Below are 24990 nucleotides of genomic sequence, written 5' to 3'. Positions count from 1 at the left end.
ACGGCGCTGAGCATCCTGCTGGTGGTGGCCTCACTGAGCGGCAACACCCGCGAGCTTGGCCGGCAGATTGCCGAGCGTTGCCGCGCTGCAGGCCATGCCGTGCACTGGCAGGAGGCCGACGACCTGCAGCAGGCGCCGTCCCTGGCGGCCGACGAGGCCGACCTGGTGCTGCTGGGCTGCTGGACCGACAACGCCGGCCGCACGCCTTCGGAGATGAAGGCATGGGTGGCTGGCATCGCCGAGCGCGGCGAGCGGCCGCGGCAGCTGGCGGTGTTCGGTACCGGCGAGACACAGTGGGGGCAGGAGTACTACTGCGGTGCTGTGCACCGGCTGATCCGCTACTTCCACAGCGACTATCCGCCGCTGGAGATCGAACAGATGCCGCATGGCGAGCGCCATGCCGCGGCCATCGAGGCTTGGACCGATGCGGTCCTGGCCCATTACTGGAGCAACAGCGATGCAGATCATCGACGCCACCACGCCTGAGCAGTTCCAGCAGCTGCTGGCCGAACACCCGCGCGTACTGGTGGACTTCCACAAGGACCAGTGCCCGGGGTGCCGGATGCTGGAGATGTCGCTGCACCGGGTGGCCAACAGCGTCGCGGGGCAGGGCACCACGCTGCTGCGCGTGCAGCTGGAGGTGCTGGGCGAGGCGTTCTTCAGGGAACTGGGGCTGCGGCAGACGCCGACGCTCTCGCTGTTCCGTGACGGGGACGAACGTACCCGCCTGGCAGGGTTCCAGTCGCCGCAGCAGATCGAGGCCGCGATTGCGTTGCATTTGTAGAGCCGAGCCATGCTCGGCTGCTGTTCGTGCGGTGTGCGATGAGTCGAGCATGGCTCGACTCTACACAGGCGTCCCTGGTACTTCGCGCTATGGGCCGTTGAGGGTATCCACCAGCAGCTTCACGTTCAACACCACGATGACCAGCGCGATCACCCAGGCGATCGCGCCCAGCCAGCGCGGTGCGACCAGCGCGCCCATCGTCACCTTGTCGGTCACGATCCGTACCAGCGGGATGATCGCGAACGGCAACTGCATCGACAGCACCACCTGGCTCAGCACCAGCAGCTTCACCGCGCCCTGGTCGCCGAACAGCAGGATCACCACCACCACCGGGATGATGGCCAGCGCACGCGTGATCAGCCGACGCAGCCACGGCGGCATTCGCAGGTGCAGGAAGCCTTCCATCACGATCTGGCCGGCCAGCGTGGCGGTCACCGTCGAATTCAGGCCCGAGGCCAGCAGGGCCACCGCGAACAACGTCGCCGCCGCGCCCACACCCAGCATCGGTGCCAGCAGCTGGTGCGCCTGCTCGATGTCTTCCACATCAAATCGGCCATTGGCATGGAACACCGCCGCCGCCAGGATCAGGATGCTGGCGTTGATGAACAGCGCCAGGGTCAGCGCGAGGGTGCTGTCGGTCACCGCCCAGCGCAGCGCGCTGCGGCGGCCTTCATCGGTACGCGGGTAGGCGCGGGTCTGCACGATGGACGAATGCAGGTACAGGTTGTGCGGCATCACGGTGGCACCAATGATGCCGATCGCGATGTACAGCGCGTTCGGATCGGTCACCACCTGCGCGCGCGGAATGAAGCCGCCCAGCACCGCCATCACCGGCGGCGCCGCCATCGCGATCTGGACCACGAAGCACCCGAAGATCACCATCAGCAGCGCGATCACGAACGCTTCCAGCGCACGGAAGCCGCGGTTCATCAGCAGCAGCACCAGCAGCGTGTCCAGCGCGGTGATCACCGCACCCCACAGCAGTGGCAGATCGAACAGCAGTTTCAGTGCGATGGCGGTGCCGATCACCTCGGCCAGGTCGCAGGCGATGATCGCCGCCTCGCACAGCGCCCACAACGCCAGGTTCACCGGCTTGGGGTAACGCGCGCGGCAGGCCTGCGCCAGGTCCATGCCGGTGGCGATGCCGAGCCGTGCCGACAGCGCCTGCAGGATCACCGCCATCAGGTTGGAGATGAGGATGACCGACAGCAGCAGGTAGCCGAAGCGCGAACCGCCGGCGAGGTCAGTGGCCCAGTTGCCAGGGTCCATGTAGCCGACCGAGATCATGTAGCCCGGGCCGAGGAAGGCCAGCAGGCGGAACCACCAATGGCCCTTGTCGGGCACCGCGACCGAGGCGTTGAGCGCACCCAGGCTGGCCGGAGTGGAGGCCGATGGGTCGCGGGGCGCCAGGGTGTTCATGGGTCCGAATATAGCTCCTGCTATAGTCATTAGCAATGTGAAACAATCGTCTTTATCGTGTGACTGGTCCAGAATTCAGGTTCAAGACCGGATTGCACCGGAAGGGCAGGCGCAGGCGTGGGCAAGACCGACGATTCGACATCGCTGAAAAGCACCCCCTTGATCGAGGCCGAGCGCCAGGTCGAGAGCTTCCGGCAAGTGCGCGAGGCGCACCGGATGGAGCTGGTGGAGGACTATGTCGAGCTGATTTCGGACCTGCTGGCCGACGGCGGCGAGGCCCGCCAGGTCGACATCGCCACCCGTCTGGGCGTGGCCCAGCCCACCGTGGCGAAGATGCTGCGGCGCCTGGCCCGTGATGGCTGGGTGGTACAGCGGCCGTACCGTGGCGTGTTCCTGACCCCGGAAGGCGAGGCGCTGGCCCACGCCAGCCGCCAGCGCCACCAGACCGTGGAGCGTTTCCTGCTGGCGCTGGGCGTGGACGCAGATACCGCGCGGCGCGATGCCGAGGGCATCGAGCACCATGTGAGCGAGCAGACGCTGGCCTTGTTCGAAGCGTTCGTGCGCAAGGCCGAGGGCGAGGCGCCGTAACGGTAGCGCCGGGCCATGGCCTCCGGCCGTTCGCGCGATCCCGGTTTTTGTGGAGCCGGGCCATGCTCGGCTGCCATTCGCACGGTGATCGAATGCGTCGAGCGTGGCTCGACTCTACAGATCGGGCGGGCAGCGCGCCTGCTGCTGCGCACACGCCCGTTTCATCCATTCCTTCAACACCGGCTGCAGGCCTTCATAGCGCCGGCCTTGCCAGCCGTTGGCCAGCACCGTGCCGTCGGCATCGATCAGTACCAGGTTCGGCGGTGCCAGCCCGGCCAATGCCTGCAGCGCCGGCATGCGCGCGGCGCGGCGCGGGTCCAGCACCGGCCACGGCATGTCCTGCGCGTGCATGTAGCGGCGCAGCGCGCTCTCGCTCTCATCCAGGCTGACGTACACCACTTCGGTATCGGCGCCGGCCTCGCGCAATGCGTCGCGCACGCTGCGCAGCGTGGGGACGAACGCATGGCACGGTGCGCACCAGTCGGCACCGAAGTACAGCGCGACCAGCTTCGGCGGCGGCGACCACTGCATCGGCCGCAGCGAGCGCTGCTCCGGCCGCATCAACGAGGCCGAGACCTGCGCGTGCAGGTCCGCAGCCATCGTCGGTGCGGCCGGCAGCGCGGCACAGGCCAGCAACAGCGCTCGCAGTGCTTCAGAACGCATAGCGCAGGTTGACGTACCACGAGCGCGCGAAGCGCGGCCCGTAGACATAGTCGCCGTCACGCAGCGCGCCCACTTCCAGATCCTTCTGGCGCTGATCGAACACGTTCTTGACGCCTGCGGCCACCGACACTTCCTGCTGCGCCTGTGCGCCCAGATGGCGGTGCCAGCGCGCCCCGAGATCGGTGACCAGGAACGAACGCGTGCGGTGCAGTTCGCCCAACCGGTTGTTCAGCACCGACATCGGCCCGGTATGGCGCAGCGCGACGAAGGTTTCCCACGGTTCGGCCGGCATCCAGCTGAGCTGGGCCAGGCCGGTCCAGCGCGGAGTCTTCAGGTAGTCGCGGCTTTCGATCACGGTGTCGCCACCGTCGCCGCTGTCGTCGAAGACGCGCTGCGGCTCGCGGTAGCGCGAGCGGTACCACGAGGCACCGGCGGTCAGGCGCCACTGCAGCGACGGCTGCCAGCCGAGGTTGGTTTCCGCACCCAGCACGTCCGAGCCGGAGGCGTTGTAACGCAGCTGGCTCAGCTGGCCGTCATCGCCGCGCTGGATCTCGCCCAGCGCGAAGGTATCGCGGATGCGTGCATAGGAGGCGGTAGCATCCCAGCTCCACACCGGATTGGCCGGGTCCGAGCGCCAGTCGAAGCCGAACAGGGTGGTCAACGCGCGCTCTTCCTTCAGGCCATCGGTATTGCGCACGCGTACCTGTTCGCCACCGAGCGTATCGACGTGCACATCCTCAACGAAGATCTCCGGAGCACGGAAGCCGGTGGCGATGCCCGCCCGCCATTTCAGGTTCGGTGTAGCCTGCCAGGCCAGCGCGATGCGCGGCGAGAACACCGCGTTGTCCAGTTCCGAGCTCTTGTCCACGCGTGCACCCAGCACCAGGTCGACGTTGTCGCGCAGGCTCCATTCGTCCTGGATGAACGCGCCCAGGTTGTGGAAGGTCGCATCCTCCAGCACCGCAAGACGCTGCCCGTCACCGGTGCGGTTGTCGTCGCGCAGCGCCTCGTGCTTGTACTGCACACCGAAGGCCAGCGCATGCGCGCCCAGCCGCCAGTTCAACTGGCTGTCGATGTAGTGCAGCGGGTTGTGGGTGCGGCCGTACTGGCGCCACGAACGCGAGGCCGCGCTGCCGGCCACGTTGCGGTCCAGCTGCGACGGGTCATAGCCGGGTGCGGACGGATCGGTGACTACGTCGCCGAGACCGCCGTAGAAGCTGTCGCGGTCGATGTCGGCGAAGGCGTAGGCCAGGCGGAAATCGACGTCGGCAGTGATCTCCTGGTCCCACGACACACTGCCGCGCCGGTATTTCGTATCCAGCGATTCGGCGATGTTGGCCAGGTATTCGGGCTGGTCCAGGCGGTTGCCGCCGCGGCGGGTTTCATCGGTCACCTGCAGGTCCAGGCGCAGCCGCGTGCCCGGCGTGGGCGCGTACCAGGCCTGCAGCCCGCCGACCTTGAGGTTCTTGCGGGTGATCTCGGTGTAGCCGTCACCGTTGTAGTCGATGCCGTTGTTCCAGTTGCGCTGGGCAATCACGGACAGGCCGGCGTCTACTTCCTTGGCCACCAGGTCCAGCCGCACGTCGGCGTTCTTCTGCGGCGTACCTTCCAGGACATCCACGCCGGCCTGCACATGGCCACCACTGCGCGCCGGCAGCGGCGGAATCAGGTTGATCACACCGGCAACCGCACCCGGGCCGTACAGCGCCGAGCCACCGCCCTTGACCACTTCGATGCGGTCGACGAATCCGGCCGGGATCTGTTCCAGGCCGTACACGCTGCCCAGCGTGGACAGCAGCGGGATGCCATCGAACAGCAGCTGGTTGTAGGCACCGGGCAGGCCCAGCAGCTGCACTTCGCTGGTGTTGCAGTTCTGGCAGTTGCTCTCCACGCGCAGGCCGTTGATCAGCTCGGCGGCGCGCGAGAAGTCGGTGGCCGCGCGCAGCGCGATGTCTTCCTTGCGCAGCACTTCGGTGCGGATCGGCACGTCCGACAGCAGGCGTTCGCTGCGCGTGGCGGTGCTCACCTTGACCTGCACACGGTCCAGTTCGGTCGGTTTCGGAGTGGCGGCCAGTGCGGGCAGCGGCAGGGTCAGGGCAATGGCGGCGGCCAGGGGCAGCCGATGGAAGAGGGGCGTGGCAACGGGCATGAGGGCGTCGTCCTTGGGGAAAGAAAGGCGGCGAGGGCGACCTGGCTGACGCATATGAAAGCAGTGGCTTATCAATATAGCAAGTGCTATATAATGACGCCGCAGTCATTCCGAGCGGAACGCCGACCGAGCCAGATCATGGCCGTGTTATAACATTACATTTGGCGGCCGCAACCCTGCCTGTGGTCATGCACCGAGGTTGGTGTTGCTGTGTGGTTGGGGTCAGAGCCCTTTCCCTTGGAAAGGGATCCGACCCCGGGGGCGATCGTCAGCCGCGGCGGAACGCGGCGGGCGTGCGGGCGCCGACGATGATCATGCGGATCATCGTGGAGATCTCTTCGATCAGCTCCGGGTCCTTCTCCGGCGGCAGGTCCATGGCGGTGGCACCCATCGCGAACACCAGCCGGGTGATGGCCTTGGCCACCAGTTCCGGGGCATGCAGCACGGCGCCGTCCAGCGCGGCCAGACGCACCAGGTCGTGCTGCAGCTCTTCCTCGAAATAGTGCAGCTCACGTTCGACCGCGTGCTTGAAGTCGTCCGAACCCACCGCGCCTTCGCGCAGCAGTACGTGCAGCAGCTTGTCGTCGGCGCGCAGCTGTTCCATGAAGGTCTCCACCGAAACCCGCACCACGCTGGTGGCGGTGGAGGTGGCGCGCTGGCGGGCCTCGCCGATGATGGTCCGCAGCGAGCGGCCGGCGGCGTCGATCAGCGCCACGGCCAGTTCGTCCATGTCGCGGAACTGCCGGTAGAAGCTGTTCGGCGCGATGCCGGCCTCACGTGCCACTTCGCGCAGGCTGAGCGTGGACAGGCTGCGGTGCGGCCCGATCAGTTTCAGGGCGGCGGCCAGCAGGTCCTCGCGGCTCACCGTACGGCGGGCCGGGCTGTTGGCATCTTCAGGCGTCGACAAGGCGGTGGCGGCGGCCATGGGGGTTCCGGTGGGGCGAGGCTGAATCATACCCAATCCGGTTCAATATACACATGTATACACAGGTGTATGTGCGCCCGTATAGTTCGCCCATGAGCGCTGTCGTCCGTCCGTCCCTGTTCTCTCCGTACCGCTGGGTCTCGCCGTCGCTGTTCGATTTCTGGGCAGGCCAGCTCAATCCCCTGTGGACCCTGCGCGAGCCGGTGGCCCGCCTGGTCCGGCGAGAGCCGGCCGGCGAGGGCGCGGCGACCCTGGTCCTGCGCACCAACCGGCACTGGGCCGGCATGCGCGCCGGCCAGCACGTCACCCTGGGCGTGGAGATTGAAGGGCGCCTGTGGCAGCGCAGCTACAGCCCCACCGCACTGGGTCGGCGCGAGCTGGCGATCACCGTCAAGGCGATCGACGGCGGCCTCGTCAGCCAGCACCTGGTCAACCGCGCGCAGCCGGGCGAACTGTTCCGCCTCGATGCCGCCTTCGGCGAGTTCCACATGCCGGCTGCGGCGCCGGTGTTGCTGCTGGCTGCCGGCAGTGGCATCACGCCGATGCGCAGCCTGTTGCGCGACGCCTGCCAGCGCCCGCTGGCAGCGCCGGTGGACCTGTTCTACTGGGAACGCAGCGCCGCCCACCTGCAGTTCCGTGATGAGCTGCAGGCGTTGGCCGCCAGCCAGCCGAACCTGCGTGTGCACCTGCTGACCACCCGCGAAGGGGATGTGCCCGCCGCACGTATAGATGCCCACGACCTGCAGGTGGCGGGCGATGACACCCCGTTGGCGCAGCGCCATGTGCTGGCCTGCGGCCCGGACGGCTTCGTTGCCGCCGCCCGCGAACGCCTGGCGCACCAGGTCGCCGGTTTCCAGGCGGAAGCGTTCACTCCTCCCGCACCGCTGCGTGACGCCAGCAGTGAAGGGGAGGTCGTGCTGACGCTGGCGCGCAGTGGCCGCCAGCTGAGCGTGCCGCGTGGCAGCTCGTTGCTGGAAAGCCTGGAAGCCCATGGCATCAAGCCCAGGCATGGCTGCCGCATGGGCATCTGCAACACCTGCAGCTGTGACCGCGTCAGTGGCGCCACCCGCCACCTGCGCACCGGCGACCTGCAGTCCGAATCGGCGCAGCCGGTACGGATCTGCGTGAGCGCACCGACCACCGACCTGACCCTGGATCTCTGAGGACGCCTGCCATGACCCGCGCTACCGACCGTGCCCTGAGTACTGCCGAGATGCATGCCTTCGGTGAGGAACTCGACGCGATCCGCGACCGTGTGATCGGCAGCCTCGGCGCCTCCGATACCCGCTACATCCGCCGCGTGGCCGCCGCCGTGCGCTGGTTTGGCGTGGGGGGCCGTGGCCTGCTGTTCCTGGCGGCGTTCTCGCCGCTGTTCTGGATGCCGCTGCTGTGGCCGGCCGCGATCACCGGCACGCTGCTGCTGGCGCTGTCGAAGATCCTGGAGAACATGGAGCTGGGCCACAACGTCATGCACGGCCAGTTCGACTGGACCGGCGACCCCAAGCTCAACGGCAATACCTATGAGTGGGACATCGTTGCCACTGCCGACAACTGGCGCAAGACCCACAATTTCCGCCACCACACCTATACCAACGTGCGTGGCATGGACGATGACATCGGTTATGGCCTGCTGCGCATCTTCCCGGAGCAGCGCTGGAAGCCGTTCTACCTGCTGCAGCCGATCATCGCGCCGATCTTCGCGCTGCTGTTCCAGTGGGGCGTGGCCGCGCAGGACCTGCGCCTGGGCCGCTGGCTGAAGGGCCGTATCAGCGGCCGTGCGATGTGGCTGCAGACCCGCCCGGTGGCGCGGAAAATGGCCCGCCAGGTGCTGAAGGACTACGTGTTCTTCCCGCTGCTGGCCGGCCCGTTCTTCCTCACCGTGATGCTGGGCAACATGGTGGCCAACGGACTGCGCAACATCTGGACCTACGTGATCATCTTCTGCGGCCACTTCACCGCCGAATCGGAAACCTTCCCGAAGGAATGCCTGCGCAATGAATCGCGCGGCCACTGGTACCTGCGCCAGCTGCGCGGTTCATCCAACATCAGCGGCGGCTTCCTGATCAACGTGCTGTCGGGCAACCTCAGCCACCAGATCGAGCATCACTTCTATCCGGACCTGCCGGCCAACCGCTATGCGGCCATTGCCAAGGAAGTGAAGGACATCTGCCGTCGCTACGGCCAGCACTACAACAACGGCTCGCTGCCGCGCCAGTTCGGCCAGGTGGTCTGGCGCATCCTGCGCCACGCGTTCCCGAGCAAGCCGCGCCGCCTGCCGATGTCGGACATCATGTCCGCACCGGCATCGGCCAACGCGGGCTGATCAACTCAGCCCGCTTTCGCCGGCTCCGCCTGCTCGCGGTCCAGGCGGCGCAGGAACACCTGCATTTCCTTGCGTGCCTGCTGGTCGCCCTTGCTGCCGGCCACGCTCAATCCGCGCTGCCAGGCTTCGCGCGCCGCCTGCGGCTGGCCACTGGCCAGCCAGGCCTTGCCCAGCAGCTTCCACGCCGCCGAGTACTGCGGATCAAGCACCACGCAACGGCCCAGATGGGTGGCCGCGCGCACCGGGTTGCCGGCATCCAGCCAGCCCTTGCCCAGGCCGAAGCGCAGCAGCGCGCCATCCTTGCCGGCGGCGAGCATGCATTCCAGAGCTTCGATGTTCATCCGCGCACCTCCACCAGCAGTTCGGCCGGGCCGGGCTGGAAGCGGCCGCGATGGAACAGCAGCGGCGCGCCGCCGTTCTCGTGCACGTCGATGATGCGGCCGGCCAGCAGCAGGTGATCGCCCACCGGCCACTGTGCGTGGCGGGTACAGGTGAGATGGGCGACCGCACCGGCGATGCGGGGTGCGGCGTCCTCGTCGTCATCCAGCAATGCCAGGCCGTCGAAGCGATTGCGGACCTGCGGATCGGCGAAGCGCCGGGCCAGCGCTTCCTGGTCGGCCGCCAGCACGCTGATTGCAAAGCGGGTGGCGCGCTGGAAGGTGGACAGGCTCTGCGCGTGCAACGCCAGGTTCCACAGCACCAGCGGTGGCTGCAGCGAGACCGGTACGAACGAGTTGATGGTCAGGCCGACCGGCTTGCCCTGTGCATCGCGCGCGCAGACGATGGCCACGCCGGTCGGGAAATGGCCGAGCAGCCGCCGCAGGGCACGCGGCGGCATCTCGACCGACGGCACCGGCGCCGGTGCGGGGAAGACCCCCGCCCACGGCCCGGCGTACCGCACTGTCTCGCCGCTCATGAGGCCCGGGCCTGGCGGTAGCGCCGGCCGACCTCGGCCCAGTTGATGATGTTGAAGAACGCACCGATGTAGTCCGGGCGACGGTTCTGGTAGTGCAGGTAGTAGGCGTGTTCCCAGACGTCCAGCGCGAGGATCGGGGTATTGCCTGACAGGCCCACGGTTGCACCCATCAGCGGGCTGTCCTGGTTGGCGCTGCTTTCGACCTGCAGGCGGCCGTCGCGATCACTGGTCAGCCAGGCCCAGCCGCTGCCGAAACGGGTCTGCGCGGCCTTGCTGAAGGCGTCCTTGAAGGCATCGAAGCTGCCCAGGTCACGGTCGATGGCGGTGGCCAGTTCCTCATCGGGTGCACCACCGTCGGCGCTGAGCACGGTCCAGAACAGGCTGTGATTGGCGTGGCCACCGCCGTTGTTGCGGACCGCGCCACGCTGCGCCTCGGGCACGGCACCGAGGTTGGCGATCAGCGCCTCGACCGGCAGCTCGGCGATGCCGGCCTGCTCGATGGCGGCATTGAGGTTGTTGACGTAGGCCTGGTGGTGCTTGCTGTGATGGATCTCCATCGTGCGCGCATCGAAGTGCGGCTCAAGGGCGTCGTAGGCGTAGGGGAGCGGGGGAAGCGAGTACGACATCGAAGCAATCTCCGTGGGGAAGGCCAGTGGCTGGCCGTGGGGAGATTGTTATCGCACCTCAACATTGGTTGAGGTCAAGGGGCGGGATTGAAATGCGTGCGCGTTCGTCGCCTTGATTCTTCCTGGCAGGCAGGGGCTGATGGGTCAGCGCAGGACACGCCGTGAACCCATCCATGGGGGCTCGATGGCGCCATCCGTGGCGCCAACGGTCCTGCGCTGACCCATCAGCCCCTGCAGGACAGCTCCCTGCGCTGGCGCGGAGACGGAGTCAGAGGCAGGAGCAGGAGCGGCATGGTAGTGCCGGCCGCTGGCCGGGCAATCAGCGAAGGTCGGGTTGCCGGCCAGCGGCCGGCACTACCAGAACCCGCTTTTCGAACCTCACCGGCGCGCTGTTGCGCTGCCCGCGCTCGCAGGAAGCCGTCGGGTGGCGGGGGAAGGGGCTGGCCGGGACCGTTGGCGCCATGGATGGCGCCATCGAGCCCCCAAGGATGGGTTTACGGCGTGTCCCGGCCAGCCCCTTCCCCCGTCACAGCCGATATCAACAAAAGCGCCGGCAGGCGAACCAGCCGCCAGCGCCTTCATCAACTCAACTCAACCAATCCTTGCACGCACCATCAACCTGTTCCCCGCACGCCTGCTGCATCCGCTGCTGCAGCCGCGCCAGTGTTTCGGCGCCCTGGTGCTTGCCGCTCCACGTCTTCAACTGCCCGGCCAGGCGCTCGAAACGCTGGCGGGTACGCTGGTGGTAGCCCGACGGCTGCGCTTCCAGTTCGGCGATCAGCGAGGCGGTGGCCTGCTCGATGCGTGGTGCATCGTCCGGCGCCAGCTTCAACAGGCCCTCCACGTACAGCACGCCCCACTGTACGCGGGTGGCCGGGCCCTGCGCGCCATCGTAGGCGCGCTTCAGCCACTCCAGTGCGCCGGCGGTGTCGCCGCGCTGCTCGGCCAGTTCGGCCAGCTCGGGCATGTAGTAGTACGGCTGCTCGCTGCGCTTCAGCTCGGCCAGCAACAGCGCCTCGGCGCCCGCGTCGTCGCCGACCTGGCGCAGTGCGTAGACCGCGCTGCTGATCGTGGCCTGGCGTGCATGCGCATCGGTGGCGGCGGCATCGGCAGCGGCCACGCGCTGCTTGACCCGCTCAACCAGGGCCGCGGGCAGTGCGCCGTTGGGCTGCTGCTGACGGGCCAGCGACACTTCGGTCAGCGCACGCGACAGCGCGTCGTCGGCACGGTTGCCGCGCTCGGCATCTGCGCGCTCCAGTGCGACCAGCAGCTGCTGTCCCAGCGTGTTGCTGGTGGCCGGCCCCGCACTGGCCTGCTTGACCAGCGTCGCGCCCGCGTAGCCCAGCAGTTCGCGGTTACGACGGACTTCGGCAGGTTGCGCCAGCACTGCCTGCAGCAGCTCACGCACCTCGGTGGGCGAGCTGGCGGGCGTGTCGGCGGTGGCCAGGGCCAGCAGGGCGAAGCGGCGTTGCAGCGCCGCGTCGGGTGCGGCCTTGGACAGCTGGCGCAGCACATCCTGGCTCCTGCGCTCGCCGGCCAGGCGGTTGGCGTCGACTTCCCAGCCGTAGTCGCCCAGCACCTGCCAGTCTTCGGCGGCCAGCCTGTCCGGCGTGGCCAGTGCCGTCGCCAGGGTGGCGGCGATGGCGCTGCGGCGCCCGGCCGCGACGGTCAGCGCACGGGTCAGTTCGGCCGCGTCGTTGCCGCCGGCCACGCGGGTGAGCTCATTGCGTTGTGGGTCCAGCACGATCAGGGTCGGATAGCCGCGCACCCCGAAGCGTTCGCCCCAGGCCTGTGCCCCTTCCTCGTCGCCATCCAGGTAGACCGGCACGAACTTGCCGGTCAACGCGATGAACGCCGGGTCCTTGAACAGGCCGGCTTTGAGCTGGTTGCACGGCGGGCACCAGACCGCGCCCCAGTACAGCAGCACCGGCTTTCCGCTGTCGGCGGCCTCGGCGAAGGCATCGTCCACATCGCCCTGGCGCCAGGCGATGGCGGACGCCGGCGCGGGCGCCTCGGCGGAGCTGGCGGTGGACACCGGGGCCGGGGTGCAGGCGCTCAGCGCCGAAGCCAGCAGCAACACGGAAAGCGCGACGCGCATCGGCGGCATCTCGAAGGGGGGACAGTCCATTGTAGGAATGGCCGGGGAGTGTGCTGATTCAGTTTGCTTATATCGGCCGTGCAGCGGGGCATGACACCCGCTGCCGTCAGGCGGCTGCCCGCACCATCTGCTGGTACACCAGCCCGTTGAACTCGCCGACATCACCGTCCAGCACGAAGCCATAGCGCAGGTAGGTAGGCACTGCGTTGAGCGAGGCGCGCACGGTCAGCACCGGTGTGCGCAGGTGCGGCAGCACGGCTTCGAACAGGGCATGGCCGATGCCCTGGCCCTGGCAGGCGGGATCGACGAACAGCATCGCCAGGTGGCGGCCTTCCTTCAGCTCTACCACGCCGAGGATGCGGCCATCCTGCTCGGCCACCAGGATGTGGTTGTCACCCTGCAGGCGTGCAGCGAACGCATCGGCGGCGGCGACACTGCCGAACGTAGCAATGCCGGCCGCGCTGAGCGAGGGCGCGACGGCCGCAGTGAATGCGGCCAGGCATACCGCGCTCATCGCGGGCAGGTCATCGATGTGGGCGGGGCGGATCCTCGGCATGCAGCGATCTTCCTGTGGTGTGTGGCGTGTCATCGTCGCCGGTTGCCTGCACGCTAAGCTGGTCCCATGAGTGAATTCAATCCCGCCTACGCTTCGTTGTTTCCGCAACAGGGACTGAGCCTGGGCCTGATGACGCCCGTTGCGGCGCATGGGCTGGCCGATCCGGGCGCGGCGCGGCGCATTGCGCGGCTGGCCGACGATCTTGGTTTCGCCGCGTTGTGGGCGCGCGATGTACCGCTGATGGTGCCGCAGGGTCCGGACGCGACGGCGAGCGCGCTGGACGACCCCTTCCTGTGGCTGGGCATGCTGGCCGCCGCGACCACGCGCATCGTGGTCGGTACCGCCGCCATCGTGTTGCCGTTGCGCCAGCCGTTGCAGGTGGCGAAGTCGGCCCTGAGCCTGGACCGGATCAGTGCAGGGCGGTTCGTGCTGGGCCTGGGTTCGGGTGACCGCCCGGAAGAATTCGCCGCCTTCGGCGAGGATCTGGAGGGCAGGGCGACGACCTTCCGTGAGCGCTGGACGTTGCTGCGCGCGGCGTTGTCACCGGAGGCCGATGCGCGGACCGCCGTACTGCAGGCCACGGGTGGCTTCGACGTGCTGTCGGCGCCGGCAACCCGCATCCCGATGCTGGTGGTGGGTACCGCGCGGCAGAGCCTGCAGTGGATCGCGCGCGAGGCCGAAGGCTGGGCCACCTATCATCGTGAGGAGGCCGCGCAGGAGGGGCGCATCGGCCTGTGGCGGCAGGCGCTGGTGCAGCGTGGTGGCCCAGGCAAGCCGTTCGTGCAGTCGATGCTGCTGGATCTGCAGGCAGATCCGCAGGCGCCAGCCGAGCCGCTGCCGCTGGGCCTGAAGGTCGGCCGCGATGGCCTGCGTGACTATCTGCTGCGCGTGCATGGGCAGGGCGTGGCGCACGTGATGTTCAATCTGGTCGACAACGGGCGGCCGATGGACGCGGTGTTGCGTGAGATCGGGGAGCAGGTTCTGCCGAATATGCCCCGGTAGGTGTCCACCTGGGTGGACGCGCTTCATCGTTGCCAACGCTGCGCTCGCCGGTGTGCTGGAAGTCCGCATCTGCGTATCATTCGCATTTGATACCCCGCTGCCGGAGCCCCGTGTGACCCAACGTTCCCCCATGCACCCGAGCGGACGCCTGTTCGCCGCGGTCGCTTTCATCGAGGCCGTGACCTGGGCCGGCCTGCTCATCGGCATGTGGATGAAGTACGGCCCCATGGCCAACGTGGCGCTGGTGAAGCTGTTCGGACCCCTGCACGGCGTGGCGTTCCTGCTCTATGTGGCGGTGACGCTGTTCGCGGCGCTGCGCCTGCGCTGGCCGTGGTGGGCCAGTGCGCTGGCGCTACTGGCAGCCATCCCGCCGCTGGTGACGCTGCCATTGGAATGGTGGTTCAAGCGCCGTGGCCTGTTGGGCCTGCGCGCGGTGCGCTGAAGTCGCTGTTGCGTGCCCGTTCAAGAGAATGGGTATCAAATGCAAATACGAGCCGTTATCATTTGAGGATGGCGTCCGGTCCTGAGCAGGGCCGGCGCCGGGCGGGGCGCAGGTGCGCCCGGCGATCCCTTCCTGTTACGGCTGGTGTTCCATGCACGCACGTCCCGTCGTTCCCGGCTTGCCGGCGCTGGTAGTGGCCGCCCTGATCGGCACCATGGCGATGATGTCCTTCGTCGCCGTGATCGGTCCGGTGGTCCGCATGCTCGGGCTGTCCGAGTGGCATGCCGGACTGTCGGTCACCGCCGCGGGCGCGTTGTGGATGCTGGCCGCGCGCCCATGGGGCCAGCTCAGCGACCGCATCGGCCGCAAGCGCGTGCTGATGCTGGCGATGAGCGCCTACACCGTGGTCTACACCGCGCTGGCAGTGTTCATCGACGTTGCCCTGCAGGCGGTGCCGCCGGTACTGGTATCGGTGCTGGTGCTGGTCGGTGCGCGAGGCCTGATCGGCCTGTTCTACGCGGCGGTGCCGCCCACCGCAGCCGCGATCATCGCCGACAAGGCACCGACCGGCCAACGTGCGAAATTCCTCGCCCGCCTGGGCAGCGCCAATGCGCTGGGCATGGTGCTCGGGCCGGCCGCTGCCGGCTGGCTTGCCTATACCAACCTTTCGCTGGCGCTGTACGTGGCCGCGTTGCTGCCGCTGCTGGCACTGGCATTGCTGGCCTGGCGGCTGCCGGCTACACCGCCGGTGGTTGGCGCGTCCGCACAGCGCCGCGCGCCGATGAGCCGCCTCGACCCGCGCCTGCGCCTGCCGCAGCTGGCGGCGCTCATCGCCATGGTCTCGGTGACCATCGCGCAGGTGACGGTGGGCTTTTTCGCGATTGATCGCCTGGGCCTGGATGCTGCCGCTGGTGCACGCATGGCCGGCATCGCGCTGACCGCGGTCGGCATCGGCCTGATCCTGGCGCAGGCGCTGGTGATGAAGCTGGAGGTGCATCCGCGCCGCTGGATCATCCTCGGCGCGCTGATTTCCGGCATTGGCTTTGCTTCGGTGGCGGGCGTGCAGCAGGGCTGGCAGTTGCCGGCGGCATACGCGCTGGCCGCGTTCGGCATGGGCTTCGTATTCCCCTCGTTCCAGGCGCTGGCCGCCGACGCGGTGGAAGCGCACGAGCAGGGTGCCGCGGCGGGCACGGTCGCTGCCGCGCAGGGGCTGGGCATGGTGGCCGGGCCGATGCTCGGCACGCTGTTGTATCGCGGCGGGCCCAGCCTGCCATATCTGCTGGTCGGCGCGCTGCTGCTGTTGCTGTGCGCGCTGGCTGCAGCGCATCGGATGAAGGAGACCCCATGAACGATTCCCTGATGCAGGGCGCGTGGCCGGAGGCTGCGCCCGCGCCGCTCGAGAGCACTGACGACGCGTCGTTGTTCCTGCTGCAGCATGCCGGCCAGCATGTGCACGCACGCGGTTGCCGCCTCGCGCTGCCGGGTGGCGCGCTGGCAACCCTGGCGGAGCGCGTTGCGGCCTTCTTCGCCCAGCAGCGTGGCGGTCCGGGCCTGCTGGTCGGTGCGGTGCCATTCGAACCGCGTGCCGACGACGCGTTGTACCAGCCCGAGCGCCTGCTGCCGGCCCTGCCGTTGCAACCACGGGCGGCGCCGGCGCTGCAGGGCCCGCTGCAGGCGGAGCCCGCAGCGCAGGACTATGCAGCCGCGGTTGCCGAGGCAGTGAAGGCGCTGCGCGCGCCCGACCAGGACCTGCACAAGGTGGTGCTGGCGCGCAGCCTGCTGGCGCACAGCCGCCATGCGCTGTCTCCAGAGGTGCTGCTGGCGCGGTTGGGCGCGGATCCCTCGGTGGCGACCTATGCGGTGCCGCTTCCGGTTGAACCGGGGCACGCACCGGCCTGGCTGGTCGGCGCAACACCGGAGCTGCTGCTGCGCAAGCGTGGCGCCGAGCTGTTGTCGCACCCGCTGGCCGGGTCCGCGCGCCGCAGTGCCGATGCCGCCGAGGACGAGCGCGCCGCGCAGGCGCTGCTGGCTTCGAACAAGGACCATGACGAGCACCGCCACGTGGTCGAGGCCATCATCGAGGGCCTGGCGCCGTACTGCAGCCACATCGATGCGCAGCCGCGCCCGGTGCTGCATGCCACCGCCAGCATGTGGCATCTCGGCACCCGCATCCACGCCACCCTGAAGGATCCGCAGACATCGGCGGCCGAGCTGCTGGCGCAGTTGCATCCAACGCCGGCGGTCTGCGGTACACCCCGGCTGGCGGCACTGCAGCGTATCCGCGAGCTTGAGCCGGTGCCGCGTGGCTTCTACGCCGGTGCGGTCGGCTGGCTGGATGCGCAAGGGGATGGTGACTGGTATGTGGCGATCCGCTGCGCACGCCTGCAGGGCACGCAGCTGCGCCTGTACGCCGGCGCCGGCATCGTTGCCCAGTCGCAGCCCGAGGCCGAGGTCGCCGAAACCGCGGCGAAGTTTGCCGCCCTGTTGAACGCGTTGGGCGTCCACGACGCCGCGCCCGTCATCGAGCCTGCTGCATGAACACGCCCACTGTTTCTTCCCGCCTGCCACTGCAGCAGGCATGGCCCGATGCGCTGGTGGCGCGCTATCGCGAGGCGGGCTACTGGCGCGGCGAGACCTTCCCGGCGTTCCTGCGTGAGCGTGCGGAACGCTACGCTGATGACATCGCCGTGGTCGCTGGCGATGTGCGCCTGAGCTACGCGCAGCTGTGGCACGAGGCCGGTCGCATCGGTGCCGGACTGCTGGCACTCGGCCTGCAACCCGGTGAGCGGGTGCTGGTACAGCTGGGCAACACCGCCGGGTTCATCGCCACCGTATGCGGGCTGTTCCGCGCCGGCCTGGTGCCGGTGTACGCGCTGCCGGCGCACCGCATCACCGAGCTGGTGCACTTCGCCAACAAGGCCGAAGCCAGTGCCTACATCACTGCCGACCTGCACGATGGCTTTGATCATCGCGGGCTGGCGCGGGCGCTGCAGGCCGAGGTGCCGGCGCTGCGCCACGTGGTCATCGATGGCGATGCAGCAGAGTTCACCGCGCTCGAGGCGCTGCAGGGAGACCGCAACCAGCTGCCGGCCGACCCGGACCCGCAGTCGGTGGCGTTCCTGCAGATCTCCGGCGGCAGCACCGGGCTGTCCAAGCTGATTCCACGCACCCACGACGACTACATCTACTCGTTCCGTGCCAGCAATGACCTCTGCGGCATCGACCGCGACAGCGTGTATCTGGTCGCGCTGCCGGCCGCGCACAACTTTCCCATGAGCTCGCCCGGTTTCTTCGGCGCGCTGTATGCCGGTGCCCGCGTGGTGCTCAGCCCCGGTCCGGGGCCGGACGCGGCCTTCCCGCTGATCGCGCGCGAGCAAGTGACCTGCTGTGGGCTGGTGCCGCCGCTGGCGCTGTTGTGGGCACAGGCCGCCGCCACCAGCAAGCACGACCTGTCCAGCCTGCAGGTACTGCAGGTAGGCGGGGCCAAACTGGTGCCGGAAGCCGCACGGCGGGTGATTGACGGTCTTGGCTGCACGCTGCAGCAGGTGTTCGGCATGGCCGAAGGCCTGGTGAACTACACACGGCTGGATGATCCGGAAGAACTGATCGTAGCCTGCCAGGGCCGGCCGATCAGCCCGGACGACGAGGTGCGCGTGGTCGATGACCATGACCAGCCGGTGCCGGAAGGCGAGGTAGGGCATCTGCTGACCCGCGGCCCTTACACCATCCGTGGCTACCACAACGATGCGGTGGCCAATGCGCGTTCGTTCACCGACGACGGCTTCTACCGCACCGGCGACCGCGTGCAGCAGCTGCCCGGAGGCTACCTGGTGGTGCAGGGCCGTGCCGGTGACCACATCAACCGGGCGGGCGAGAAAATCTCCGCCGAGGAGATCGAAGATCACCTTCTGGCCCACCCCGGCGTATTCGACGCCGCCGTGGTCTCCATTCCTGACGAGTATCTCGGTGAGCGCAGCTGCGCGTTCGTGATCCAGCAGGGTGAGCCGATCAAGGCCCCGGCACTGAAGGCCTGGATGCGCGGGCGCGGCCTGGCCGCGTTCAAGGTGCCCGACCAGGTCGTGTTCGTCGACAGTTTCGATACCACCGCGGTCGGCAAGATCAGCCGCCGCGAACTGCGCGCGCAGCTGCGTGCGCGTCATCTGCAACAGACAGGAGGAACGCGCTGATGGCGCTGCCCCGTATCACCGATTACCCCTTGCCGACTGCCGCCGAGCTGCCGCAGGCGCGCGGCCCGTGGCGCCCGCAGCGCGATCGTGCCGCCCTGCTGGTGCACGACATGCAGCGCTATTTCCTGGCCGCATTCGACGCCGGCAACGCACCGCTGCGGCCGGCAGTGGACAACATCGCACGGCTGCTGGCGCATTGCCGCGCGCACGGCATTCCGGTGTTCTACACCGCCCAGCATGGCGACCAGGACCGCCGTGACCGTGGCCTGCAGGCCGACCTGTGGGGACCAGGCATGCGTCGCAGCGCCGACCATGAACCAATCATCGAGGCACTGGCACCGCAGCCTGGCGAGCACGTGCTGGTGAAGCACCGCTACAGCGCGTTCCAGCGCAGCAACCTGGAGACGCTGATGCGGGTGCGTGGACGCGACCAGCTGCTGGTCACTGGCGTGTATGCGCATATAGGCTGCACGGCCACCGTGGTCGAAGCCTTCCAGCGCGACATCGAGGCGTTCATCGCGGCCGATGCGGTAGCGGATTTCTCGCGTGCTGACCACGATCAGGCCCTGCACTGGATTGCCCGCACCTGTGGCGTACCGATGACCACCGACCAGTTGCTGGAGGTGCTGTGATGGCCGCCACGGGTGAGGTGCTGGATCTGGAGCGGATGCGTGCCGACGTGGCGCGCGTGCTGGAATGTGCCCCGGCCGAGATCGGTGACGACGACAACCTGATCGACCTGGACCTGGACTCGATGCGCATGCTCGGCCTGGTCCTGGCCTGGGGCAACACCGGCCTGCCGCTGGAGTTCTCGCAGTTGGCCGAGCACACCACGCTGCGCCAGTGGTGGGCTGTGGTGCAGCAACTGCAGGCCGCGCAGAACGCATGAACGCCGCTGCGCTGGCCACACCGGTGGCATTGACCGAGGCCCAGGCCGGACTGTGGTTCGCACAGCGGCTGGCACCGGACAATCCGTCATTCAATACCGCGCACGCGGTGTGGATCGACGGCCCGTTGGACGTGGCCGCGTTCATTGCAGCGGCAGACCAGGCTGCAGGCGAGGCCCAGGCCTTCGCATTGCGCTTTGCCGAAGGGGCCGATGGCCAGCCGCTGCAGTGGCATGACCCGGCACACGTGCCGCTGCTTTCGGTGCGCGATGTTTCCACCGCGGCGGATCCCGCCGCTGCGGCACGCAACCTGATGCACACCGACCGTCTGAGCCCGGTCGATCCCACCCGTGACCGGATCAGTCAGCAGGTGTTGTTTGACCTGGGCGGGCAGCGCTGGGTCTGGTACCTGCGCGTGCATCATCTGGCCGCCGATGGCTACGGCATGGCGCTGTTCACCGATCGCGTGTGCGCGTTGCATGCCGGTCGCATGGCTGAACCGCTGCCAGGGCTGGCGGGCGTGCTGGCGGATGACGCCGCCTATCGTGCCGACCCGCGTCGTGCGCAGGCCGGGCGCTGGTGGCGCGAGCAGTTGCAGGGGGCGCCGGCGGGCGTGGGCCTGGCGGGTACCGTGGCGGCCAGCGACGATGCGCTGCGCTGGGTGCAGCCGCTCGATGCGGCCTTCCGCGAGCAGCTGCTGCAGGCCTCGGCACGTTGGCTGCAGCCCTGGCCGGATGTGCTGGCCGCGCTGGCGGCCGAGTACCTGCGGCGGATGAGCGCTGCCGATGAAGTGGTGCTGGGCGTGCCCTACATGGGCCGGCTCGGCAACGCGTCGGCGCGGGTGCCGGCGATGGTGATGAACGTGTTGCCGCTGCGCGTAGCGGCCGGCGAGGGCAGCGTCGAGGCCTTCACCCGCGGCCTCGGCCGGCAGCTCAGCCAGGGTCGCAAGCACGGCCGTTACCGCAGTGAGCAGCTGCGCCGCGACTTGGGGCTGGTCGGCGCGCAGCAGCGCCTGCACGGTCCGCTGGTGAATGTGCAGCCGTTCTACAAGCCGCTGGCGCTGGCCGGCGTGCAGGCGACGCTGGAGGTGCTGTGCACCGGGCCGGTGGATGATCTGACACTGGGCTTCCGTGGCGATGGCCAGCACCTTCTCGATCTGGAGATCGAGGCCAATCCCGCGCTGTACAGTCGCGAGGATGTCGATGCGCATGCAGCGCGGTTGCTGCATTTCGTGTCGGCAGCATTGCAGGCTGACGATATTGCAGCCGTGCCTTTGGCGACGCTTGAGGAGGCGCAGCAGGTGCTGCACGGTTTCAATGCCACCGCGCACGCGCTTCCCGAGACTACCCTGGTTGAACTGCTGCAGCAGGGCATGGATCGGGATCCGCACGCGCCGGCGCTGGTGTTCGGCGGCACTACGCTCGACTATGCAACGCTGGAAGCGCGCAGTTTCGCGCTTGCCGCACAACTGCGCGGGATGGGCGTCGGCCCGGGCAGCGTAGTCGCGGTGGCATTGCCGCGCTCGCTGGAACTGGTGCTCGCGCTGGTCGCGGTGCTGCGCGCAGGCGCGGCCTATCTTCCGCTGGACCTTGCCCATCCTGACGAGCGGTTGGCACGTATTCTTGCGTCGGCGCAGCCGGTGTGCGTACTGGCTGCGCCAGACGTATCGGTGCGCATGGCCGGTGTGCCGGTGCTCGCACCGGAGCAGTGGACCGCGCTGAGTTTTGCGGCGCCATGGGCGGATCCTGCGCCCAGCGATGCCGCCTATGTGATCTATACCTCCGGTTCGACCGGCGAGCCCAAGGGCGTGGTCGTCGAACACCGCGCGATCGTCAATCGCCTGCTGTGGATGCGCGAGCACTACGGCATCGGCGCCGATGACCGCGTGCTGCAGAAGACCCCGGCCACCTTCGATGTCTCGGTCTGGGAATTCTTCCTGCCGCTGCTGTGCGGGGCAACGCTGGTGGTTGCCAGGCCCGATGCGCATCGCGATCCCACTGAACTGGCGCGCTTGATCCGGGGCCATGGCATCACCACCGCGCATTTCGTGCCGTCGATGCTCGACGCCTTCCTCGCTGCGCCGGCCTCCGAAGGTTTGCAGCTGCGCCGCGTATTCACCAGTGGCGAGGCGCTGGACGCTGCGTTGCGCGACCGCTTCCATGCGCGCGTGCACGCAGAACTGCACAACCTGTATGGCCCGACCGAGGCCGCAGTGGACGTCAGCTATTGGCCGGCGTCAGCGCAGGATCGCTCGCGGCCGGTGCCGATCGGCTTCCCGGTCTGGAACACCCGCCTGTACGTGCTGGACGCCCGGATGCAGGCGGTGCCGGTCGGTGTGGCCGGTGACCTGTACCTGGGCGGCGTGCAGCTGGCACGCGGCTACCTCGGTCGCGACGATCTGACCGCCGAACGCTTCCTTGCCGATCCTTTCCTGGCGGGCGAGCGCATCTACCGCACCGGCGACGTGGCGCGCTGGCGCCGCGATGGTGCGGTGGAGTACCTGGGCCGCAGCGACCATCAGGTGAAACTGCGCGGCCTGCGCATCGAACTGGGCGAGATCGAGGCGGCTTTGCGCGAACTGCCGGGCATGGAGCGGGTGGAAGTGCTGCTACGCCAGGATGCTCCCGGCGAAGCGCGTCTGGTGGCCTATGTGCCGACCGCGCTTGCCGATGCCGTAATGCTGCGCAGCCACCTCGCCACGCGTGTGCCTGACTACATGGTGCCCTCGGCCATCGTTGGTGTGGACCACTGGCCGGTGACCGCCAACGGCAAGCTCGACCGCAACGCGTTGCCGAAGCCACCGCAACGTGAAGTTGCCGGCTTGGTGCCGCGCACGCCGTTGGAACAGGAGCTGGCGTTGCTGTTCGCACAGGCGCTTGGGCGTGAGGCGCCGGTGGCGGTGGATGCGGACTTCTTCAGTCTCGGCGGTGACTCGCTGTCGGCGGTGCACCTGCTGCTGGCGATCGAGCAGCGCTGGCGCTGCGATCTGGGTTTGGGCGCCTTGTTTGCCCAGCCCACCGTGGCCGCGCTGGCGGTTCGTATTGCCGCGCCACCCGCGCTGGCCGATCACGGGCTGGGGCCGGTGATCGCGCTGGCCGCAACCGACGCTGCCGGGCCCACGCCGCTGTTCGTGCTGCACCCGGCCGGTGGCATCGCCTGGAACTACCGCACCCTGGCCCGGGCACTGCAACCAGCCCGCCCGGTGTATGGCCTGCAGTCGCCGGCACTGGACGCGCGGCTGCCACTGCCGAGCAGCATCGAGGCGATGGCCAACGACTACGTACAGCGCGTGGTTGCACTGCAGCCGAAGGGGCCGGTGCATCTGCTGGGCTGGTCGGTGGGCGGCATCCTCGCCCAGGCGATGGCGGTGCGGCTGCATGAGATCGGCCGCGACGTCGGCGAACTGGTGTTGCTGGACGCCTATCCCAGCGAGTGCTGGCGGGCCGAGCCTGAACCGGACGCCATCGCCGCACTGCGGGCACTACTGGCGATTGCCGGCCACGACCCGGATGCGCATCCGGAACTGGACAGCCGGGAACGCATACTCGCGTTCCTGCGTCGCGGCGGGAGTGCACTGGGCAGCCTGCCGGATGTGGTGCTTGACGGCGTGGTGCGCGCGGTGACCGGTACCAATCGGCTGATCCGTGAACATATCCACCGGCCGTTCGAGGGCACGCTGGTGCACGTCCGCGCTGGCCGGGATCACCAGGCGCGGCCACAGCTGCAGTCGGCGTTGTGGCGGAGCCACGCGCGCAAGGTGCAGGCACTGGAACTGCCGTTCCTGCACGCCGAACTGACCGGCCGCGATGCGGTGGCGCAGCTGGCACCGTGGTTGTCGGCGCGGTTGCGCCACTGGGACGAGCAACAGGAGACCGCAACATGCAATTGACCGGTTTTGAAGGTCGTGTGGCGCTGGTGACCGGTGCCGCCGGGGGCATCGGTGAGGCACTGGTACGGCTGTTGGCCGCGGCCGGTTGCACCGTGGTGGCGACCGATCGCGAGGCACCCATGTTCGCGGATGCACGTGTGCAGGCGCTTGCTCTTGACGTGACCGACAGTGCGGCCGTCGACGCCTTGGTGGATCGGGTCGAGTCCAGCATCGGGCCGATCATGCTGGCCGCCAGCGTGGCCGGTGTGCTGCATGTGGGCGGCGTGACCGAGACCGGCGATGACGACTGGCGCCGGGTGTTCGCGGTGAACACCGACGGCGTGTTCCATGTCGGGCGTGCCCTGGCGCGGGTGATGTCGCCGCGCGGGCAGGGCGCGATGGTTACCGTCAGCTCGAATGCGGCCGGTGTGCCGCGACACGGGATGGCCGCCTATGCGGCATCCAAGGCCGCCGCCACCATGTTCACCCGCTGCCTCGGGCTGGAGCTGGCGCCGCTGGGAATCCGCTGCAACATCGTCGCCCCGGGATCGACGTTGACCCCGATGCAGACCGGCATGTGGCAGGACGAGCACGGTGCCGAGCGGGTGATCGCCGGCAGCCTGGAGACCTACAAGGCCGGCATTCCACTGCGCAAGCTGGCCACCCCCGAGGACATCGCGCACTCGGTGATGTTCCTGCTCTCCGATCAGGCCGGGCACGTGGCCATGAGCGACCTGTACGTCGACGGCGGCGCCACCCTGCGCGGTTGAACCCCGACGGCCGCCTGCCGGCAATGGTAGTGCCGGCCGCTGGCCGGCAACCTCATTCACCTTCAGACATCTCCCAACCCCCGTCGAGGCATGGCCCGACAGCCAACGCCCAATGATCGACCCGCCATGGGGCATGAGCAGCCATCGCCTCCGCCTGGGCCGTCACTCGATCATCGGCCAGGTCTACGTTCTGACAACTACCACGCATCAGCGCCGCCGGCTCTTTGAAAGCGAAGCTGCAGCAGCATGTGTGATCGACCAGTTCGATTACATCGAGCAGCGCGGGCTCGTACGGTCACACGCATGGGTCGTCATGCCGGATCACGTCCACTGGATGTTCGAGCTGCGCGCAGCCCACCTTCCAGACATCGCACGCCGGATGAAATCGTCGAGCGCGCTTGCCCTGAATCGCTTGGCGGGCCGTCGAAGTACGGTGTGGCAGCCCGGCTACTTCGATCATGCCGTGAGGGCCGAGGAGTCGATGGCGCGGCAAGCGCTGTACATCCTGGGGAATCCGGTACGCGCCGGTCTTGCTGGGCAGATTGGCGAGTATCCGCATGCGTGGTCGGTCTGGGTGTGATGCCGGCCAGCGGCCGGCACTACCAGTCAATGTTCAGCGCGGCCATTCGCTGTTCGGCGCCGCTTGAGTGCGCTTCGGCCGTGGTCGGTCCGGTTTGATGCCGGCCAGCGGCCGGCAGTACCACGGCAGAACCGAAGCGCAGCGCAGATCGTGTTCCGGCGCACAGCGCACCCGCGATGGTAGTGCCGGCCGCTGGCCGGCAACCCC

24 protein-coding genes are annotated in these 24990 nt (G+C 68.4%); 15 read left to right on the top strand and 9 right to left on the bottom strand.

Annotation, left to right across the window (positions count from 1 at the left end; all coding sequences use genetic code 11):
- Positions 1–6: 6 nt before the first annotated feature.
- Both AC5P7I_RS15150 and AC5P7I_RS15145 read left to right on the top strand, forming a co-directional pair.
- Positions 7–486 (top strand): flavodoxin, encoded by a 480-nt coding sequence (locus AC5P7I_RS15150; RefSeq protein WP_041864216.1) that lies wholly within the window; start codon positions 7–9, stop codon positions 484–486.
- Positions 458–784, top strand: coding sequence for a thioredoxin family protein (locus AC5P7I_RS15145; protein ID WP_005409967.1), 327 nt, complete (start codon positions 458–460; stop codon positions 782–784). Before AC5P7I_RS15150 ends, AC5P7I_RS15145 begins: the two co-directional genes overlap by 29 nt.
- A gap of 87 nt (positions 785–871) precedes the next feature.
- On the opposite strand, the gene AC5P7I_RS15140 is transcribed toward AC5P7I_RS15145, so the two are convergent.
- A complete protein-coding gene (locus AC5P7I_RS15140) occupies positions 872–2203 on the bottom strand; it encodes an Nramp family divalent metal transporter (protein WP_262088205.1) in 1332 nt (443 codons plus the stop codon).
- Between the two features lie 117 nt (positions 2204–2320).
- Here AC5P7I_RS15140 and mntR point away from each other — a divergent pair, with 117 nt between their 5' ends.
- On the top strand, positions 2321–2791 hold the full coding sequence (mntR, locus tag AC5P7I_RS15135; protein WP_014647435.1) for a manganese-binding transcriptional regulator MntR: 471 nt from the start codon (positions 2321–2323) through the stop codon (positions 2789–2791).
- Positions 2792–2905: 114 nt separating this feature from the next.
- Here mntR and AC5P7I_RS15130 read toward each other — a convergent pair whose 3' ends face one another.
- The 3 genes from AC5P7I_RS15130 to fabR form a co-directional block, all read right to left on the bottom strand.
- Entirely contained in the window at positions 2906–3454 is a 549-nt protein-coding gene (locus tag AC5P7I_RS15130; RefSeq protein ID WP_241884017.1) for a thioredoxin-like domain-containing protein, read from the bottom strand.
- A complete protein-coding gene (locus AC5P7I_RS15125; protein WP_495222166.1) occupies positions 3444–5603 on the bottom strand; it encodes a TonB-dependent receptor plug domain-containing protein in 2160 nt (719 codons plus the stop codon). Before AC5P7I_RS15125 ends, AC5P7I_RS15130 begins: the two co-directional genes overlap by 11 nt.
- Before the next feature lie 268 nt (positions 5604–5871).
- Positions 5872–6528: an HTH-type transcriptional repressor FabR gene (fabR, locus tag AC5P7I_RS15120; RefSeq protein WP_014647432.1), complete on the bottom strand. Its 657-nt coding sequence runs from the start codon at positions 6526–6528 to the stop codon at positions 5872–5874.
- A 92-nt stretch (positions 6529–6620) separates the two neighbouring features.
- On the opposite strand from fabR, the gene AC5P7I_RS15115 reads away from it, so the two are divergent.
- Positions 6621–7691, top strand: coding sequence for a ferredoxin reductase (locus AC5P7I_RS15115; protein WP_053494485.1), 1071 nt, complete (start codon positions 6621–6623; stop codon positions 7689–7691).
- A gap of 11 nt (positions 7692–7702) precedes the next feature.
- Positions 7703–8851 (top strand): fatty acid desaturase family protein, encoded by a 1149-nt coding sequence (locus AC5P7I_RS15110; protein ID WP_014647430.1) that lies wholly within the window; start codon positions 7703–7705, stop codon positions 8849–8851.
- A gap of 5 nt (positions 8852–8856) precedes the next feature.
- Here AC5P7I_RS15110 and AC5P7I_RS15105 read toward each other — a convergent pair whose 3' ends face one another.
- The 5 genes from AC5P7I_RS15105 to AC5P7I_RS15085 all read right to left on the bottom strand — a co-directional run bounded on the left by AC5P7I_RS15105 (position 8857) and on the right by AC5P7I_RS15085 (position 13047).
- Entirely contained in the window at positions 8857–9192 is a 336-nt protein-coding gene (locus tag AC5P7I_RS15105; protein WP_014647429.1) for a tetratricopeptide repeat protein, read from the bottom strand.
- Complete coding sequence (locus AC5P7I_RS15100; RefSeq protein ID WP_262088203.1) at positions 9189–9767, bottom strand: flavin reductase family protein; 579 nt, start codon at positions 9765–9767, stop codon at positions 9189–9191. Before AC5P7I_RS15100 ends, AC5P7I_RS15105 begins: the two co-directional genes overlap by 4 nt.
- Complete coding sequence (locus AC5P7I_RS15095; protein ID WP_014647427.1) at positions 9764–10393, bottom strand: superoxide dismutase; 630 nt, start codon at positions 10391–10393, stop codon at positions 9764–9766. Before AC5P7I_RS15095 ends, AC5P7I_RS15100 begins: the two co-directional genes overlap by 4 nt.
- A 586-nt stretch (positions 10394–10979) precedes the next feature.
- Positions 10980–12500, bottom strand: coding sequence for a thioredoxin family protein (locus tag AC5P7I_RS15090; protein ID WP_164077174.1), 1521 nt, complete (start codon positions 12498–12500; stop codon positions 10980–10982).
- Between the two features lie 97 nt (positions 12501–12597).
- Entirely contained in the window at positions 12598–13047 is a 450-nt protein-coding gene (locus tag AC5P7I_RS15085) for a GNAT family N-acetyltransferase (protein ID WP_032962518.1), read from the bottom strand.
- Positions 13048–13113: 66 nt separating this feature from the next.
- On the opposite strand from AC5P7I_RS15085, the gene AC5P7I_RS15080 reads away from it, so the two are divergent.
- The 10 genes from AC5P7I_RS15080 to AC5P7I_RS15035 all read left to right on the top strand — a co-directional run bounded on the left by AC5P7I_RS15080 (position 13114) and on the right by AC5P7I_RS15035 (position 24783).
- Positions 13114–14049: a TIGR03571 family LLM class oxidoreductase gene (locus tag AC5P7I_RS15080; protein ID WP_262088202.1), complete on the top strand. Its 936-nt coding sequence runs from the start codon at positions 13114–13116 to the stop codon at positions 14047–14049.
- Positions 14050–14179: 130 nt separating this feature from the next.
- Positions 14180–14491: a DUF3817 domain-containing protein gene (locus AC5P7I_RS15075; RefSeq protein WP_041863547.1), complete on the top strand. Its 312-nt coding sequence runs from the start codon at positions 14180–14182 to the stop codon at positions 14489–14491.
- Positions 14492–14642: 151 nt separating this feature from the next.
- Positions 14643–15839: an MFS transporter gene (locus AC5P7I_RS15070; RefSeq protein ID WP_262088201.1), complete on the top strand. Its 1197-nt coding sequence runs from the start codon at positions 14643–14645 to the stop codon at positions 15837–15839.
- Entirely contained in the window at positions 15836–17029 is a 1194-nt protein-coding gene (locus AC5P7I_RS15065; RefSeq protein ID WP_014647421.1) for an isochorismate synthase, read from the top strand. Before AC5P7I_RS15070 ends, AC5P7I_RS15065 begins: the two co-directional genes overlap by 4 nt.
- A complete protein-coding gene (locus AC5P7I_RS15060) occupies positions 17026–18678 on the top strand; it encodes a (2,3-dihydroxybenzoyl)adenylate synthase (protein ID WP_014647420.1) in 1653 nt (550 codons plus the stop codon). Before AC5P7I_RS15065 ends, AC5P7I_RS15060 begins: the two co-directional genes overlap by 4 nt.
- Positions 18678–19310: an isochorismatase family protein gene (locus AC5P7I_RS15055; protein WP_014647419.1), complete on the top strand. Its 633-nt coding sequence runs from the start codon at positions 18678–18680 to the stop codon at positions 19308–19310. Before AC5P7I_RS15060 ends, AC5P7I_RS15055 begins: the two co-directional genes overlap by 1 nt.
- A complete protein-coding gene (locus tag AC5P7I_RS15050) occupies positions 19310–19567 on the top strand; it encodes a phosphopantetheine-binding protein (protein ID WP_075077147.1) in 258 nt (85 codons plus the stop codon). Before AC5P7I_RS15055 ends, AC5P7I_RS15050 begins: the two co-directional genes overlap by 1 nt.
- Positions 19564–23454, top strand: a complete 3891-nt coding sequence (locus tag AC5P7I_RS15045; protein WP_262088200.1) for an enterobactin synthase subunit F — start codon at positions 19564–19566, stop codon at positions 23452–23454. The genes AC5P7I_RS15050 and AC5P7I_RS15045 overlap by 4 nt, the downstream gene beginning before the upstream one ends.
- A complete protein-coding gene (locus tag AC5P7I_RS15040) occupies positions 23445–24203 on the top strand; it encodes a 2,3-dihydro-2,3-dihydroxybenzoate dehydrogenase (RefSeq protein WP_262088199.1) in 759 nt (252 codons plus the stop codon). Before AC5P7I_RS15045 ends, AC5P7I_RS15040 begins: the two co-directional genes overlap by 10 nt.
- Positions 24204–24336: 133 nt before the next feature.
- Entirely contained in the window at positions 24337–24783 is a 447-nt protein-coding gene (locus tag AC5P7I_RS15035) for an REP-associated tyrosine transposase (protein ID WP_164165835.1), read from the top strand.
- The last annotated feature ends 207 nt before the right edge of the window (positions 24784–24990 follow it).

The sequence above is a fragment of the Stenotrophomonas sp. YJH_SMC_138 genome (genome assembly GCF_059369855.1).
The sequence above is the reverse complement of the archived record's forward strand: the minus strand, read 5'-3'. Positions and strand labels throughout refer to the sequence as shown.

Bases quoted from the DNA above. Each gene is read 5' to 3' on its own strand.
- AC5P7I_RS15040 (WP_262088199.1), top strand. From the start codon at position 23,445: ATGCAATTGACCGGTTTTGAAGGTCGTGTGGCGCTGGTGACCGGTGCC.
- fabR (WP_014647432.1), bottom strand. From the start codon at position 6,528: ATGGCCGCCGCCACCGCCTTGTCGACGCCTGAAGATGCCAACAGCCCG.
- AC5P7I_RS15045 (WP_262088200.1), top strand. From the start codon at position 19,564: ATGAACGCCGCTGCGCTGGCCACACCGGTGGCATTGACCGAGGCCCAG.
- AC5P7I_RS15100 (WP_262088203.1), bottom strand. From the start codon at position 9,767: ATGAGCGGCGAGACAGTGCGGTACGCCGGGCCGTGGGCGGGGGTCTTC.
- AC5P7I_RS15050 (WP_075077147.1), top strand. From the start codon at position 19,310: ATGGCCGCCACGGGTGAGGTGCTGGATCTGGAGCGGATGCGTGCCGAC.
- AC5P7I_RS15140 (WP_262088205.1), bottom strand. From the start codon at position 2,203: ATGAACACCCTGGCGCCCCGCGACCCATCGGCCTCCACTCCGGCCAGC.
- AC5P7I_RS15115 (WP_053494485.1), top strand. From the start codon at position 6,621: ATGAGCGCTGTCGTCCGTCCGTCCCTGTTCTCTCCGTACCGCTGGGTC.
- AC5P7I_RS15105 (WP_014647429.1), bottom strand. From the start codon at position 9,192: ATGAACATCGAAGCTCTGGAATGCATGCTCGCCGCCGGCAAGGATGGC.
- AC5P7I_RS15085 (WP_032962518.1), bottom strand. From the start codon at position 13,047: ATGCCGAGGATCCGCCCCGCCCACATCGATGACCTGCCCGCGATGAGC.
- AC5P7I_RS15060 (WP_014647420.1), top strand. From the start codon at position 17,026: ATGAACACGCCCACTGTTTCTTCCCGCCTGCCACTGCAGCAGGCATGG.
- AC5P7I_RS15035 (WP_164165835.1), top strand. From the start codon at position 24,337: ATGAGCAGCCATCGCCTCCGCCTGGGCCGTCACTCGATCATCGGCCAG.
- AC5P7I_RS15065 (WP_014647421.1), top strand. From the start codon at position 15,836: ATGAACGATTCCCTGATGCAGGGCGCGTGGCCGGAGGCTGCGCCCGCG.
- AC5P7I_RS15110 (WP_014647430.1), top strand. From the start codon at position 7,703: ATGACCCGCGCTACCGACCGTGCCCTGAGTACTGCCGAGATGCATGCC.
- AC5P7I_RS15055 (WP_014647419.1), top strand. From the start codon at position 18,678: ATGGCGCTGCCCCGTATCACCGATTACCCCTTGCCGACTGCCGCCGAG.
- AC5P7I_RS15075 (WP_041863547.1), top strand. From the start codon at position 14,180: ATGCACCCGAGCGGACGCCTGTTCGCCGCGGTCGCTTTCATCGAGGCC.
- AC5P7I_RS15090 (WP_164077174.1), bottom strand. From the start codon at position 12,500: ATGCCGCCGATGCGCGTCGCGCTTTCCGTGTTGCTGCTGGCTTCGGCG.
- AC5P7I_RS15145 (WP_005409967.1), top strand. From the start codon at position 458: ATGCAGATCATCGACGCCACCACGCCTGAGCAGTTCCAGCAGCTGCTG.
- AC5P7I_RS15125 (WP_495222166.1), bottom strand. From the start codon at position 5,603: ATGCCCGTTGCCACGCCCCTCTTCCATCGGCTGCCCCTGGCCGCCGCC.
- AC5P7I_RS15070 (WP_262088201.1), top strand. From the start codon at position 14,643: ATGCACGCACGTCCCGTCGTTCCCGGCTTGCCGGCGCTGGTAGTGGCC.
- AC5P7I_RS15095 (WP_014647427.1), bottom strand. From the start codon at position 10,393: ATGTCGTACTCGCTTCCCCCGCTCCCCTACGCCTACGACGCCCTTGAG.
- AC5P7I_RS15130 (WP_241884017.1), bottom strand. From the start codon at position 3,454: ATGCGTTCTGAAGCACTGCGAGCGCTGTTGCTGGCCTGTGCCGCGCTG.
- AC5P7I_RS15080 (WP_262088202.1), top strand. From the start codon at position 13,114: ATGAGTGAATTCAATCCCGCCTACGCTTCGTTGTTTCCGCAACAGGGA.